Below are 14,089 nucleotides of genomic sequence, written 5' to 3'. Positions count from 1 at the left end.
CGAAAAGCGCAGGGGGACAACCGTGGCCCTGAAGCACGAGCCGACCGCGCCGTACCACTCGGCCCAGGGTGCCCTGCGCGTCCTGGAAACCGTCGCACGGCACACCACCGGCGTCACGGACGTCGAACTCGCCCGCCACACCGGCCTCGGCGCCGAGCGCCTCACCGCGCTCCTGCGGATGCTGCGCCGGGAGGGATACGTCGAGCAGCTCGCGGACGGTGCGTACGTCACCGGGGACACCTTCGACAGGCTCGGCTCCGCGAGCGACCGGGACGAGGCCCTGCGCGCCCAGCTCCAGCGGAACCTCGGCCGGCTGCGCGACTCGCTCGGCGCCGCCGTCTACATGAGCCGTTACGTGGACGGCGAGATCCACGTCACCCAGTGCGCGGACGGCCCGGCCACCCCGGCGGTCAACGAGTGGGTGGACTTCCGCTCCGCGGCCCACGCCAGTGCGATCGGCAAGAGCCTGCTCGGCCAGCTCGACCTCAACGGCCGGCGCGACCACCTCTCCCGACACCGGATGGCCCGCCTCACCTCACGCACCATCACGAACGAGCGCGTCTTCCTGTCCCGGCTCGACGCCCAGGCACCCACCGTGCCCGTGCTCGACCTCCAGGAGTACGCGGTCGGCACGGTCTGCGCGGCGGTCCCCATCACGGCCGGCTCGGCCGTGGGCTGCCTCGCCCTCTCCCTCCCGCTGGAGCACGCCCACCGGCTGCGCGAGGCGGCGGACACCCTGAACCGGGGCGCGGCACCGGTGCTGCTCTCCCTGGCGATCTGAGCAGCTCCCTGACCTGCCCCTCCCAGTGACTCGCGGTCCATGCGGGTGGTCCGGAGCACCCCTGAGGACCGGGTAGTATTTTCCTCGTCGCCAACCGCGAGAGCGGTCGGCGAGAGTCACGCGCCGCTAGCTCAGTTGGTTAGAGCAGCTGACTCTTAATCAGCGGGTCCGGGGTTCGAGTCCCTGGCGGCGCACAGAAGAGGTACACAGAGGAAAGGCCTCCGCGAAAGCGGGGGCCTTTCGCGTTGCCGCGCGCATTGCCGTGCGTTGCCCCCATCGCCCGCATCATCTGCATCACCCGCACCGGCCCTACCTCGACAGCAGTTCCTCGCGCCCCCGCGCCCGGAACTGGGCCACCAGCCCCTCCACGTCAGCCTCGTCCAGGAGCCGGTACTCCGACTCCCCCGCCGGCCGCCACCACACCGGATCCGCGCACCGGAAGCCCTCGCGGCGCAGCCCCGCTCGGTGGATCTTGTTGGTGGCGGTGACCGGCATACGGTCGAGGATCCGTACGAAGCGAGGGGCCATCTTCGTGCCCAGGTCCGGCTGGGCACGCAGGAAGGCCTCGAAGGCGCGAGGGTCGAAGGGGCGAGAGTCGACGGGGCGAGGTCCGAAGGGGCCGGCCACGGTGGCCATGACCTGGTCGCCGGCCACCGGGTCGGGGACCGCGTACACGGCGACGGCGTCCGCGCCCTCGAAGCGGGCGAGGATGTTCTCGATCACCGCGGCGGCCAGGTTCTCGCTGTCGACGCGGAGCCGGTCGTCCGTACGGCCCGCGAAGTAGAGGAACCCGTCGGCGTCCCGGTAGAAGAGGTCGCCGGTCCAGTACCAGCCTCCCCCGCTCCCGGCTTCGTCCGGCCCCGGGGACCCCTGTCGCCGCCGCGCCGCCTCCGCCGCCGGGTTGCGCCAGTATCCCTCGAAGGGGTTGGGGCCGCGGTTCACCAGCTCCCCTATGGCGTCCTGCCCGTTGAGCAGCAGGCCGTCGGCCCCGAAAGCCGCCGCGGGACACTCGGCGCCCCTCGCCGGGTCGATCACCGCGAGGTCGTCGCCGGGCGCCGCCCGACCTATCGCGCCCCTGGGCGTCCCGGGCGTCCACTGGATCGCCGCCCCGCCCTCCGACGACCCGTACCCCTCCACCAGGCGCACCCCGAACCGCTCCTCGAAAGCCGCCGCGTCCACCGCCCCCGCCTCCGTCCCGAAGCCCGTGCGCAACGGGTTGTCTCGGTCGTCGGCCCGGGCCGGGGTCTGCAGGATGTACTGGACGGCACGTCCCACGTAGGTGAAGTACGTAGCCCCGTACGCCCGTACGTCCGCCAGGAAACCCGAGGCCGAGAAGCGGCGCCGCAGTGCCACGCCCGCGCCGGCCGCGAGGGCGGGTGCCCAGTCGGCGATCACCGCGTTGCCGTGGAACATCGGCATGCAGATGTAGTGGACGTCGTCCGCGCGCACCCCGAACTGGCCGACCAGCGACCGGCCGGCCGCCGCGAGCCTGCCCTGTGAGCAGATCGCCGCCTTGGGCGCACCGGTCGAGCCGGAGGTGAAGTACAGGAGGAAGCGGCTCTTCGGGGTGGCCTTCCCCGGCTCGGGGCACGCGTCCGCATACGGCGCGAGCAGATCCTCGTACGCCTGCTCATCGGTCACCAGCACGCATACACCGGGGAGTTCGAGTCCGCCGAGGAGCGGGAGGTGCGCCCGCTCGGTGACCAGGACGCGGCATTCGGTGTGGAGGATGTCGCGGGCGAGTTCGGGGCCGCGGCGGGTGGGGTTGATCCCGGCGACCGCCGCGCCCGCGAGGGCCGCGGCGCCCAGCCAGAGGGGGAACTCAGGGGTGTTGTCGAGCAGCACCCCCACGTGCGGTTCCGCGCCCGGCGGCAGCAGGTCGCCCAGCAGCGCGGCCCGCGCCGCCGCACCCGCGGCCACCTGGTGGTGCGTCAGGGACCGCCCCTCGAACCACAGCCCCGGCCGGTGGTCGCCCCACCGCTCCCGCACGAGCTCCGCGACGGTACCCGCGCCCGCCCCCACGCTCCTGGTTCCCATGAGGCCGCACCATAATTGACGGTCCGTCAGATTGACAGGGTGCAGCTCCACGCACGCCGTCACCGTCGTACCGGCGCGCGTGGAACCTACCCGCGGTTCAGAAAGTGACGTCCGAGCAGGCGTAGAACGCGTTCCCCGTGTCGGCGATCGTCCACACCGCGAGGATGACGTGGTGCCCGCTCCTGCCGGACGGCAGAGTACCGCTGTGCGAGAGCGTCGCCGGGGGCTGACCGCTGTAGGGAACGGTCAGGAACGGGGTGGTGTTCAGTGCGGACCGGGTCAGCGCCGCGTTCTGGTTCCAGCCGTTCTTGGTGATGTAGTACTTGAAGTCGGTCGTGGAGTGCCGTGCCGTGAACTGCCAGCGGAAGGTGTAACTCTGCCCGCCGTTGACCTTGGTCGTGGGCCAGGCACCGCCCGAGGGCGCCGTCGCCTTGTCGAGCGCGCCGAAGTTGGTGTGGTTCGCGGAGCAGATCCGGCCGTCCGAGGGCCCGGCCGCCGGGAAGCCCTTGGGGCCCTCGACACTCTGGGGCTCCCACTGGATGTCACCGCAGTTGGTGACGGTGCCGTTCTGACAGAGCTTCTGCCGGCTGATGGGGAGATCGGTGTAGCCGTGCCCGGTGGCCCCGCCACTGGAGAGCACGAACGCTCCGGTGGTGACGAGCCCGACGGCGGCGGCGTACCACTTGAGCCGCTTTCGGGGTGGGGGAGTTGACTGAGGGGCTGGCTGAGGAGTTTTTCGCATGCTGCCGCTCCTGGAGAACGTGGGGGAAGTTCCGTGAGCCGTGCGTGCGCATCGCGATACGTGCGGGTGAGGAGGGAGGTGAAGGTGAAGGTGAAGCGATGATTCAGGTCTAGACCAAGTATCAGATTATTGCCGCGACTTGGCTGTGTCCATATCAAAAGGACGACGGGTCCGTACCAGTCGTGGAAGGACCAGTCGCGGAGGTGCCGGTCGTGGAGGTGCCAGTCACGGACCGACCAGGCGCAGAGAGACCGGTCGCGGACGGGCCGGTCATGGAGAGGCCGACCGTGGAGAGGATCCGATGGCACCGGTCCCGCGACTTCTCCACCAGCTCGCCGTTCGGGTCGTCGTTGGTCGCGACCCAGTCCCGCGCCTGCGCCTCGCCCCTCCCGCCCGCCAGCTGCCGCTCCACCAGCCTCTTCTGCCGCACGTCCCCGGGCGCCTCCACGTACCAGCACTCCCCCATGAGCACGTACGCGTCCCGCCACCCGGGCAAATCGCAGGCGAGGTAGTTCCCCTCGGTGACGACGAGCCGGGCGGCCGGGGGCACCAGGTGCCGCGCGGCGACGGGCTCGTGGAGGTCGCGGTCGTAGTCCGGTACGTAGATGTCGCGGACCGTCTCGTCGAGGACCCGGCGCAGCAGGTCGGCGTACCCCCACACGTCGAAGCTCGGCTCGGAGCCCTTGCGGGCGGTCAGGCCGAGGCGTTCCAGCTGGGCGTTGGACAGGTGGAAGCCGTCGAGGGGCAGATAGGCGGCGCCCTCGCCGAGGTGCGCGACCAGGGCGCGGGCGAGGGTCGACTTGCCCGCGCCGGGCGGCCCTGCCAGGCCCAGAACGGCACGCGGCGTGCCCTCGGTCAGGCTCCAGGCGTCCGAGGCGAGGTCGGCAAGGGTGAGGGGGTCTCCGGCGGGGGTGTGGTCAGCGATCTCCATGCCCCGTATAGAACGCCACCGTCAGGTCCTTCACCAGAGCCTTGCGTTCGTAGTCGTCCAGTTCGACGAGCCCGCGCACGGTCAGCCGGGTCACCGTGTCCTCGACGGAGTCGACGACCGAGGTGAGGAGCGTGTCGCGGTGCTGGGCGTCCAGAGCCGCGATCCGGCGGCGCTGTATCACGGCGGCGATCTCGGGCGCGTACTCGACACCGACCGGCTGCGCGGAGAACACCTGGAGGCCGGCCGCCGCCGCGTCCGCGGCCACGATACGGGTCAGCGAGTCGCTGACGGCCTCCGTGTTGCGCAGGGTCGCGGAGTCCGCCGCCCTCAGCGAGTTCGGCGAGTTCGGCGAGACGTCGGCAGGCAGCTGCGCGAGAACCCGGGCGAGCGCCGCCTCCACGCACTCGCCCAGATACCGCTGGTGGTCCTCGACGCCGAGCGCGGCGCGGGCGGTGTCGCGCACCCGCCAGACGACGAGCACGACGACGCGCAGCGCGACCCCGTTCGCGTCGACCGCGGGCATCGGGTCGCTGCGCCAGTGCCGCAGCCGTACGTCGATCCGGCGGCGCAGCAGCAGCGGGTTCACCCACATGAGCCCGGTGCGCCGGACCGTGCCCCGGTAGCGGCCGAAGAGGCCGAGCACCCAGGCCCGGCCGGTGCGACCGCGCGCCAGCCCGCCGAACCCGAACAGGCCGAGCGCACCGCACCCCGCGAGCATCGCCCACTGAAGGCCGCCGAGCCCGGCGCCGGTGTGCGCCGGCAGGCCCAGCGCGTCCACGGCGAGCGGCGGCAGGACACCCGCCCACCACGACGCCAGGACACATCCGGTCGCGCCGACGGCACCGGCCAGCGCTCCGGCCGTGCCCGGCAGCACCCGCGCGGGCCGCTCCACCAGGTCGGGGTCGACCTCGGGCGCGGGCCTCGGCGGCAGCGGGGCCGGTGTGCGCCGGGCGATCCGCGGCTGTTCGCCGGTGCCGCGCCGACGGCTCACGACGGCGGGCGCGAGCGGTACGGACACCGGCTCGGGCTCGTCGCGGAACAGCAGGTGGACCGGGATCTCGGTGGTCGCCTCGGTCCGGATGACCCGCGTCCCGCGGCCACCCTTCTCGCGACCGTCGCGACCGTCGCGACCGTCGCGGCCGTCGCGGCCGTCGCGGCCGCCCGCCTCGGGGGTCCCCTCGGACTCCGGGGAGTGTGAAGTGGTCGTCGTACTCATACGTGCCTCCGTGCCTCCGCGCCGGGAAGAACAGCCATGAGAGAGGGAGAGAGGTGCCCTAGGAGAAGAGCCGCCGCCAGGTCTCCGGTCCCGGGTAGCCGTCCGCCGCCCCGCCGCGCCACCCCTGCGCGCGCTGGAACGCCTCGACGTTGCGCCGGTCGGCCTCGCCCCAGCGGGGTCCCGGACCCTGCGTGTAGTACGTGCCGAATCCCTTGCTCACCAGTTCCTCCCCGAGCCGGGTGACATGGGAGTTGTCGGCACCGGGCCGGAACAGCGCCCGCCCGGGATAGCCGGGGACGCCGTGCGAGGCGACGCCGGTGGCCGCGGGCCGCGCGGAAGTGCCGGCCCCCCCGACGTTCGCGGGCCTGACGTTCCGGCCCTTCCCGTTCACCAGGTACGACCAGGTCGTCGGGCCCGGCAGCCCGTCGGCGTCCGCCCCGGTCCAGCCCTGTGCCTGCTGGAACTCCCGGGTCGCCCGCCGGTCCGCGTCCGACCAGCGCGGCCCCGGCCCCGAGCGGTAGGCCGCTCCGGCGCCCCGCCCGACGAGCATCCGTCCCAGCCGGGTGATGTAGGCGTTGTCCGCGCCGGGCCCGAAGGCGTCCGCGCCTGGGTAGGCGGCCGTGGCGGGCGTGACGGCGCCCGCGCCGCCGCTGCCCGCTTCCACCTTGAGCTCCTTGTAGCGGTACGGGACATAGCGGTCCGCGTTGCTCCAGTAGGCGTAAGGGGTGGATTTCCTGCGGGCGTGCGGAGGGGTCAGCTCGTACGCGACGTACTGGCTCTGCGTGTAGTCCGTCCAGCCGCCGAAAATGACGACGTGTGACCCTTTCTCCGGGTTGGCCGGATTGTGGAAGAGCAGGATGTCCCCGGCCTGGAGCTCCGCTTTGGCGATCTTGACGCCGTATGTGTCGAGGCTGCCCGTCCATTCGTTCCCGCCGAGGTTCCAGGCCATCGAGACGAAGCCCGAGCAGTCCTGGCGGTAGCCGTCGGACCAGTACGCGTTCATGTTGTAGGGCACTTCCGCGTCGACCCACTTCTTGGCCCGGTTGATGATCTCCGCCCGAGTCATCAGGGGTGCCTTGACCGTGGTCGGAGTGCCGCCGGGGCCATGCAGCGGGGCCCTGGCGCCCTGCGGCGTGCCGGGGTCGTCGGCCGCGGGGACGCCGGGCCGCTGCGGGGCGTGCGCCGCGGCGACGGCGGGTACGGAGCCCGCCAGCACCGTGCCCGCGGCCGCCGCGAGGGCTAGCGCCATGGGGGTCCCGCCCGCCCGGGCGAGTCCGGGGGCCGCCCGGGAGAGTCCGCGGGCCGGGGAGCGGGCCGCCGGATGCCCGCCGAATCCGCCGGCCGCGGAATGGGGCAGCACTTGCCGCCAGTGCGTACATCCGGGGCAGTCACAGTCGCTCTCGGGAGAGAGTTCCTCGAATACCGGAGCCGCCATGCGATTCCCCTCATACTCCTGCTGGTACTCCTGCTGGAAATTTACGCGTTTCTGCACGTTCGTCAGTTTCTCAACTGTCTCCGGGTGCCGCATGTTGACGGTCCGAATGATGTAACCGGAATGCGTCCGGCAGGGTCGGCAGGGGGTTCACGCCTCCCCGGAGCGCCTCCCCAGAGGCACCCCGCGCACGGCCCCAGAGGCATCCCGCGCATGGCCGGAGGCACCCGCGAGGGACCCGCTACCCTCTGGCCATGGCGCGCGACCTCCAGGAGCAGATCAAGAAGCTCATCGTCGACCGTCGGCTGCCCTCGGGCGCCGTACTGCCGACCGAGCCCGACCTCATGGAGCTGCTCGGCGCCGGCCGCAACTCCGTGCGTGAGGCCCTCAAGGCTCTCCAGGCGATGGGCATCGTCGAGATCCGGCACGGCTTCGGTACGTATGTCGGGCCGATGTCCATGGCGCCGGTGATCGAGGGCCTGGCCTTCCGCACGGTCGCCGGGCACTACCGCGGCGAGGACAGCCTGCTGCAGTTGCTGCAGCTCCGCGAGGTGGTGGAGACCGGACTGGTCTCCCAGGTCGCGGGCCGGATATCACCCGAGAACCTGGCCACACTGGACGCACTGGTCGACCGCATGGAGGCCGAGGCCACCGCCGGCACCGGCCTCGCGGAGACCGACCGCGCCTTCCACGCCACCCTCTACCGAGGCCTGGGCAACCTGCTCCTGAGCGAGCTCCTGGAGGCGTTCTGGGACGCCTTCCACCGCGTGCGCACGGATCTCGTGGATCTTCCGCAGGACCCGCGGGTCACCTGCCGACAGCACCGGGAGATCCTCGACGCGGTGCGCTCCGGCGACGCGAACAGGGCAGAAGACGCCATAAGGGAACACTTCGGCAACATCCGTATGCGGTTGACAGCAACGGGACCAAACATGGCCAGACGGGACCAGCAGGCACCCCAATGAGCCCGTATGACCGGTAAACACCTTGTTTCGCATCTTGTGATCATGGCGAACGGCGTAGAACCCTGGGCTACAAGAGGCTGCGGTTACAACGCAGTTGGGGGCTTGGAACCGGTTGAGTCCGAAGGCGGGGATTGGGGACCCGTTCGTGAACGGATGCCGAGGGGGGCATCATGCAACCGGAAGGCCGCTTCACCATGTCTATAAGGTATGTGGACGATGTGGTGACGGGGGCCTGCTGTTGATACGCCTGTGCGGGTCTAGGGGGCCCCGCCGGCGAAGGGAACAACGAGCACGCGGAAACTCGCGTGTGGGGGGATGATTCATGACGTCGACGCCGACGGGCGCCCGGCAGAATTCCGATCCGTCCGAGACCACCCAGCTGAGGGTGCCGTCACAGACGCGGACCGGCACTTTCCGCAGAATCAAGAAGAACCTGCCGAGATACGACTACGAGCACTACAGCCGACTCGCAGGTCCTCTTACCCAGCCGGATCCGGGCAAGCCGTACAAGGTGCAGTACCGCACGCTCCTCTCGCAGGAGCCGCACCGGTTGCGCGCCGCCCTGATGCTGGGCGCCGCCCCGCTCCTGTCCCTCGTGCTGCTCGGCTGGCTGCTCCAGCCGGCGCACTGGACCGACCGGGACTATCCCGCCTACGACTTCCTGCCCGCGCTCGACATAGTGATGCTCGTCTCGATCGGTCTGATCGAGTTGTTCCGCTGCATGAACGTGCTGTCGAACGCGCACGCCACGCTGGTCGCCCGCGACCCGATCCCGGTGGTGCCCGAGTCCGGCACGAGAGTGGCCTTCCTCACCTCCTTCGTGCCCGGCAAGGAGCCGCTGGAGATGGTGACGAAGACCCTGGAAGCCGCGGTCAGGATCCGCCACCGCGGCCTCATGCACGTCTGGCTGCTGGACGAGGGCGACGACCCCGCGGTGAAGGCGGTCTGCGAACGCCTGGGTGTGCACCACTTCTCCCGCAAGGGCGTCGAGAAGTGGAACCAGAAGAAGGGCCCGCACCGCGCCAAGACCAAGCACGGCAACTACAACGCCTGGCTGGACGCGCACGGCGACCACTACGACTTCTTCGCCTCCGTCGACACCGACCACGTCCCGCTGCCCAACTACCTGGAGCGGATGCTGGGCTTCTTCCGCGACCCGAACATCGGCTTCGTGATCGGCCCGCAGGTCTACGGCAACTACGACAACCCGATCACCAAGGCCGCCGAGTCGCAGCAGTTCCTGTTCCACGCGCTGATCCAGCGGGCGGGCAACGCCTACGGCTCGCCGATGTTCGTCGGCACCTCGAACGCCGTACGCATCAAGACGCTGAAGCAGATCGGCGGCCTGTACGACTCGATCACCGAGGACATGGCGACCGGTTTCGAGATCCACCGCCACAAGAACCCGGTGACGGGCAAGAAGTGGCGCTCGGTCTACACCCCGGACGTCCTCGCGGTCGGCGAGGGCCCGAACGCCTGGACGGACTTCTTCACCCAGCAGATGCGCTGGTCGCGGGGTACGTACGAGACGATCCTCAAGCAGTACTGGAAGGGCACCTACTCGCTGCCGCCGAGTAAGTTCTTCAACTACACGATGATGATCATCTTCTACCCGATGTCGGCCCTCAACTGGATCCTGGCCGCGCTGAGCTGCGCCCTGTTCCTGGGGCTGGGCGCCTCGGGTGTGAACATCGACCCGGCGATCTGGCTGATGCTCTACGGCAACGCCTCCGCGCTGCAGATCGGCCTCTACGTCTGGAACCGCCGCCACAACGTGTCGCCGCACGAGCCGGAGGGCTCCGGCGGCGTGGCCGGCATGATCATGTCCGCGCTGTCGGCGCCGTTGTACGCGAAGGCGCTGCTCGACGCGATACTGCGGCGCAAGAGCAAGTTCGTGGTCACACCGAAGGGCGATTCCGCGAGCCCCGACACCTGGTTCGGGACGTTCAGGTACCACTGGTACTTCATAGCCATCTTCGGCGGTTCGATCACCGCCGGCTTCGTCTACGGTCACGCCCACCCGGCGATGATCACCTGGGCGACGTTCGCGCTGTTCATCACGGCCTCGCCGATGTTCGCCTGGCGCTGGATGATGCGACAGGACAAGAAGGGGAGGAAGCACCGCGACGGTGCTCCCCCGGAGCCCCCGGCGCCCGTACACGACAGCCGGATCCCCCTCCAGCCCAAGCAGTCCCCGGCCGCTCCCCCCACGCCTCACGCACCCCACGCACCCCAGCACAGGCCGAGCTGGGCGTCGGGCGGGGGAAACGACCAGACCGTACAGATCTCCCTCGGAGGTCAGCACCGTCCGTCCGGGGACTGAACCGGAGGACTGAGTCGGGGGACTGAACCGGGGGACTGAGAGCCTGCGTCAGGACTCCGGCTCTGAGGCCCGCGGCTGCTCCGCCGTGAACCTCGCCCCCGGCGACGTCGCCGGCGAACCTTTCCGGGCACCGCCGACCACTACGCCAAGCCAGCCAAGTCAGGCAAGCCAGATAAGTCAGTCAAATCAGACGGGAATTGAAGTGAAAGACGGTTCCAGCCGCCGCCGTGCCCGCCGCATCGCGATAGGTGCGGCGGTGGTGCTTGCGCTGGCCGGGATGAACGGGCCCGCGCTCTACCGCTTCGGGTCGGAGCAGTACCACGAGTACAAGATCAACAGACCTGAGTACAAGGCCGAGAACGGCAAGTGGGACACGGTCGAGTTCCCCGAGGAGTACCGGCTCAACACCATTCACGCCGCGCTTCTGCACACCGGCAAGATCCTGCTGATCGCCGGCTCGGGCAACAACCAGGACAACTTCGACGCGAAGAAGTTCGACACCCGCGTCTGGGACCCGGTCACGAACAAGATCAAGAAAATCCCGACGCCCGCCGACCTGTTCTGCACCGGCCACACGCAGCTGTCGAACGGCAACCTGCTGATCGCGGGCGGCACCAAGCGCTACGAGAAGCTCAAGGGCGACACCACCAAGGCCGGCGGCCTGATGGTCGTCCACAACGAGAACCCGGACAAGCCGATCACCCTGCCCGCGGGCACCCGCTTCACGGGCAAGGAGGGCGGCAAGACGTTCGTGTCGAAGGACCCGGTCGTCGTCGAGCGGGCCGAGAAGGTCTTCGACAAGGCGACCGGCAAGTTCCTGCGCAACGAACCGGGCCTGGGCCGGATCTACGTCGAGGCGCAGAAGAGCGGCGCCAAGTACGAGACGGGCACGCAGGACAACTACCGCGTGCAGGGCCTGTCCGGCACGGCGGCCCGCAACACGTACGGCATCGCCGAGAAGCTCGCCCTCGACAAGAAGGACTTCCAGGGCATCAAGGACGCCTACGAGTTCGACCCGGTCGCCGAGAAGTACATCAAGGTCGACCCGATGAACGAGGCGCGCTGGTACCCGACGCTCACCACGCTGTCCGACGGCAAGATCCTCAGCCTCTCCGGCCTCGACGAGATCGGCCAGCTGGTGCCGGGCAAGAACGAGGTGTACGACCCGAAGACCAAGAAGTGGACGTACACCGACGGCATCAGGCAGTTCCCGACGTACCCGGCGATCTCCCTGATGCAGAACGGCAAGCTGTTCTACTCGGGCGCGAACGCCGGCTACGGACCCGACGACGTCGGCCGTGACCCGGGCATCTGGGACCTGGAGTCGAACAAGTTCAAGAAGCTCAAGGGCATGTCCGACCCGAAGCGCCTGGAGACCGCGGGCACGGTGCTGCTGCCGCCCGCGCAGGACGAGAAGTACATGGTGATCGGCGGCGGCGGGGTCGGCGAGTCCAAGCTGTCCAGCAAGAAGACCCGCATCATCGACCTGCTGGACGACAACCCGAAGTTCGTCGACGGTCCCGAGCTGGAGAAGGGCACGCGCTACCCGCAGTACTCGATCCTGCCCGACGACGACGTGCTGGTGTCCGGCGGCTCGGAGGACTACCGCGGGCGCGGCGACTCCAACATCCTGCAGGCCCGGATGTACAACTCGAAGACCAACAAGTTCAAGCAGGTCGCCGATCCGCTGGTGGGCCGCAACTACCACTCGGGCTCGATCCTGCTCCCCGACGGCCGCGTGATGTTCTTCGGCTCGGACTCGCTCTACGCCGACAAGGCCAACACCAAGCCGGGCAAGTTCGAGCAGCGCGTCGAGATCTACACGCCGCCGTATCTGTACCAGGGTTCGCAGCCGACGCTCTCCGGCGGACCGAAGACCATCGCGCGCGGTGAGTCGGCGACGTTCTCCTCGAAGCACTCCTCGTCGATCAAGTCGGCCCGGCTGATCCGGCCCAGTGCGTCGACGCACGTCACCGACATCGACCAGCGGTCGATCGCGCTGGGCCTCAAGAAGACGAAGGGCGGCGTCGAGGTCACCGTCCCGAAGGGCCGCAACCTCGTCGAGTCCGGCTGGTACATGCTGTTCGTGACGGACGACCAGGGCACCCCGAGCAAGGCCCAGTGGGTGAAGGTCCCCTGACGGACGGGGAGTCGGACGTTACGTGACTGGGGGCGCCCTCCGAATGCGGAGGGCGCCCCCAGTCACGTAACGTCGCTGCCGGCCGGCTACTTGCTGGCCTTTGCGAGTTTCAGTGCGTACTCCGGCCACCACTCGCCCGCCTTCGGACCGTCCTTGCACGTGCCGTCGGACTCGCCGGGCCGTTTGACCCACAGGTAGGCGTCGACGAGGTCGTCACCGGTGTCCGTCGTGGGTGACTCGCCCAGCGCGCGCCCCGGCGGGTTGCACCAGTTCTGGTCCGGCTCGCCCCCCGTATACGGTCCGTTGCCGTTGCGGCTGGTGTCGATCACGAACGGCTTGTTGCCGACCTTCGCCGACAGCTCCTTGCCGTACTTCGTGCTGTCGGCCGTCTTGTAGAAGTTGGACACGTTGACCGCGAAGCCTTCGGCGTTCTCGGCGCCCGCCTGCTTCAGCGGCCCGGCGATGTCGTCGGGCTTGCCCCAGCCCGCGTTGCCCGCGTCCAGGTAGACCTTCGTGTTCTTCAGCGACTTGAACTTCTCGACCGCGCCCCGGAGCAGGTCGTAACGCTCCTCGTGGAACTCCTGCGGAGTGCAGCCGTCCACCATGTGCAGAACGGCGTCCGGCTCCAGTATCACCGTGGCCGCGCGGTCGCCGATGCCCTTGGCGACCTGATCGATGAAGCCCCGGTACGCGTTGCCGTCCGCGGCGCCGCCGCCGGAGAACTGGCCGCAGTCGCGGTGCGGGATGTTGTAGACGACGAGCAGCGCGTCCCGGTCGGCCTTCGCGGCGGCCTCGGTGAAACCGCGCGCCTCCTGCTCGGCGTTCTCAGGACTGAGCCACTGACCGGTGGGCTGCTCGGCGATCGTGCTGATCAGTTCGGCGTTCTTGTCCTTGCCGTCCTTCACATAGGTGGCGACCTGTTCGGCCGCGTTCCCCTTCGGGTTGACCCAGAACGGGTCCTTGTCCTTGGGCTGCTGGCCCACCTTGGCGCCCGACTTGTCCTTGTCGCCGTCGTCGCCGGAGGCTGAACACCCCGCGAACAGCAGCACAGCTCCCGCCACCGCCACGGACGCCCTTACCCCGGCCCCCCTACTCCCGTACATCAGAAAACTCCCCCTCGGGTGCACCGTGCGAAGTAGCAATCCTGACATACGTGTCGGGTCGCCTACGAGAACGCTCATACCTTGTCGGCCAGCTGTTACAGCCCGGGCAGCCGGCCGGGCGCCGGACGGTCCGAACACCCCGGCCAAGCCGGTCCTCGCGGGTGCGGACACCGGTCGAGGCCGTTGCCAACTGCACGGATAACTCAGCGCCACCGGAGCGGGACTTGGCGTCATTCGCACTCTAGGCCGGAACGCTCATCCGTTCTAAAGTCGTCCCAGACGGCCCCGGCCCCCGGCTGTCGAACCATCCGCACGTCCCCGGATGGGTCCCCGAACCTCCCGTGCCGGTCGCCGGGTTACTCCCGCAGCCCGTGCGCGCACGGTCGAGGACCAGCCCGGTCGACGGCTCCTGGGGGAGC

Annotated in this window: 10 protein-coding genes and 1 tRNA gene; 5 read left to right on the top strand and 6 right to left on the bottom strand. The window is 69.6% G+C overall.

All coding sequences use genetic code 11. The features are described 5' to 3' along the window. Positions 1–22: 22 nt before the first annotated feature. On the top strand, positions 23–781 hold the full coding sequence (locus AB0D14_RS01035) for an IclR family transcriptional regulator C-terminal domain-containing protein (RefSeq protein ID WP_362772776.1): 759 nt from the start codon (positions 23–25) through the stop codon (positions 779–781). 120 nt (positions 782–901) lie between these two features. After that, positions 902–975: transfer RNA gene (locus AB0D14_RS01030), tRNA-Lys, on the top strand. Positions 976–1,090: 115 nt separating this feature from the next. Here AB0D14_RS01030 and AB0D14_RS01025 read toward each other — a convergent pair. The 5 genes from AB0D14_RS01025 to AB0D14_RS01005 form a co-directional block, all read right to left on the bottom strand. Further along, a complete protein-coding gene (locus AB0D14_RS01025; RefSeq protein WP_362772773.1) occupies positions 1,091–2,818 on the bottom strand; it encodes an AMP-binding protein in 1,728 nt (575 codons plus the stop codon). A 97-nt stretch (positions 2,819–2,915) separates the two neighbouring features. Continuing rightward, the gene (locus tag AB0D14_RS01020; RefSeq protein WP_362772770.1) at positions 2,916–3,560 is read right to left on the bottom strand and encodes a lytic polysaccharide monooxygenase; all 645 of its coding nucleotides are present in this window, start codon (positions 3,558–3,560) and stop codon (positions 2,916–2,918) included. A 154-nt stretch (positions 3,561–3,714) separates the two neighbouring features. After that, positions 3,715–4,491, bottom strand: coding sequence for a nucleoside/nucleotide kinase family protein (locus tag AB0D14_RS01015; protein WP_362772767.1), 777 nt, complete (start codon positions 4,489–4,491; stop codon positions 3,715–3,717). Beyond that, the gene (locus AB0D14_RS01010) at positions 4,478–5,707 is read right to left on the bottom strand and encodes an SPFH domain-containing protein (protein WP_362772765.1); all 1,230 of its coding nucleotides are present in this window, start codon (positions 5,705–5,707) and stop codon (positions 4,478–4,480) included. Before AB0D14_RS01010 ends, AB0D14_RS01015 begins: the two co-directional genes overlap by 14 nt. Before the next feature lie 58 nt (positions 5,708–5,765). Continuing rightward, the gene (locus AB0D14_RS01005) at positions 5,766–7,142 is read right to left on the bottom strand and encodes a peptidoglycan-binding protein (RefSeq protein WP_362772762.1); all 1,377 of its coding nucleotides are present in this window, start codon (positions 7,140–7,142) and stop codon (positions 5,766–5,768) included. Between the two features lie 251 nt (positions 7,143–7,393). Here AB0D14_RS01005 and AB0D14_RS01000 point away from each other — a divergent pair, with 251 nt between their 5' ends. The 3 genes from AB0D14_RS01000 (at position 7,394) to AB0D14_RS00990 (ending at position 12,567) form a co-directional block, all read left to right on the top strand. Beyond that, positions 7,394–8,104 (top strand): FadR/GntR family transcriptional regulator, encoded by a 711-nt coding sequence (locus tag AB0D14_RS01000; protein ID WP_362772759.1) that lies wholly within the window; start codon positions 7,394–7,396, stop codon positions 8,102–8,104. A gap of 322 nt (positions 8,105–8,426) precedes the next feature. Continuing rightward, positions 8,427–10,427 (top strand): cellulose synthase catalytic subunit, encoded by a 2,001-nt coding sequence (locus AB0D14_RS00995; protein WP_362772756.1) that lies wholly within the window; start codon positions 8,427–8,429, stop codon positions 10,425–10,427. A 202-nt stretch (positions 10,428–10,629) separates the two neighbouring features. Continuing rightward, positions 10,630–12,567 carry a kelch motif-containing protein gene (locus tag AB0D14_RS00990; RefSeq protein ID WP_362772752.1) on the top strand — a complete coding sequence of 646 codons (1,938 nt, stop codon included), beginning with the start codon at positions 10,630–10,632 and terminating at the stop codon, positions 12,565–12,567. A gap of 86 nt (positions 12,568–12,653) precedes the next feature. On the opposite strand, the gene AB0D14_RS00985 is transcribed toward AB0D14_RS00990, so the two are convergent. Further along, a complete protein-coding gene (locus AB0D14_RS00985) occupies positions 12,654–13,670 on the bottom strand; it encodes a glycoside hydrolase family 6 protein (RefSeq protein WP_362772749.1) in 1,017 nt (338 codons plus the stop codon). Between the last annotated feature and the right edge of the window lie 419 nt (positions 13,671–14,089).

Origin of the sequence: Streptomyces sp. NPDC048484 (assembly GCF_040651415.1) — a bacterium.
GTDB lineage: Bacteria > Actinomycetota > Actinomycetes > Streptomycetales > Streptomycetaceae > Streptomyces.
The sequence above is the reverse complement of the archived record's forward strand: the minus strand, read 5'-3'. Positions and strand labels throughout refer to the sequence as shown.

Excerpts from the sequence above, each read along its gene's own strand:
- AB0D14_RS01025 (WP_362772773.1), bottom strand. The coding sequence starts at position 2,818 with ATGGGAACCAGGAGCGTGGGGGCGGGCGCGGGTACCGTCGCGGAGCTC.
- AB0D14_RS01020 (WP_362772770.1), bottom strand. The coding sequence starts at position 3,560 with ATGCGAAAAACTCCTCAGCCAGCCCCTCAGTCAACTCCCCCACCCCGA.
- AB0D14_RS01015 (WP_362772767.1), bottom strand. The coding sequence starts at position 4,491 with ATGGAGATCGCTGACCACACCCCCGCCGGAGACCCCCTCACCCTTGCC.
- AB0D14_RS01010 (WP_362772765.1), bottom strand. The coding sequence starts at position 5,707 with ATGAGTACGACGACCACTTCACACTCCCCGGAGTCCGAGGGGACCCCC.
- AB0D14_RS01005 (WP_362772762.1), bottom strand. The coding sequence starts at position 7,142 with ATGGCGGCTCCGGTATTCGAGGAACTCTCTCCCGAGAGCGACTGTGAC.
- AB0D14_RS01000 (WP_362772759.1), top strand. The coding sequence starts at position 7,394 with ATGGCGCGCGACCTCCAGGAGCAGATCAAGAAGCTCATCGTCGACCGT.
- AB0D14_RS00995 (WP_362772756.1), top strand. The coding sequence starts at position 8,427 with ATGACGTCGACGCCGACGGGCGCCCGGCAGAATTCCGATCCGTCCGAG.
- AB0D14_RS00985 (WP_362772749.1), bottom strand. The coding sequence starts at position 13,670 with ATGTACGGGAGTAGGGGGGCCGGGGTAAGGGCGTCCGTGGCGGTGGCG.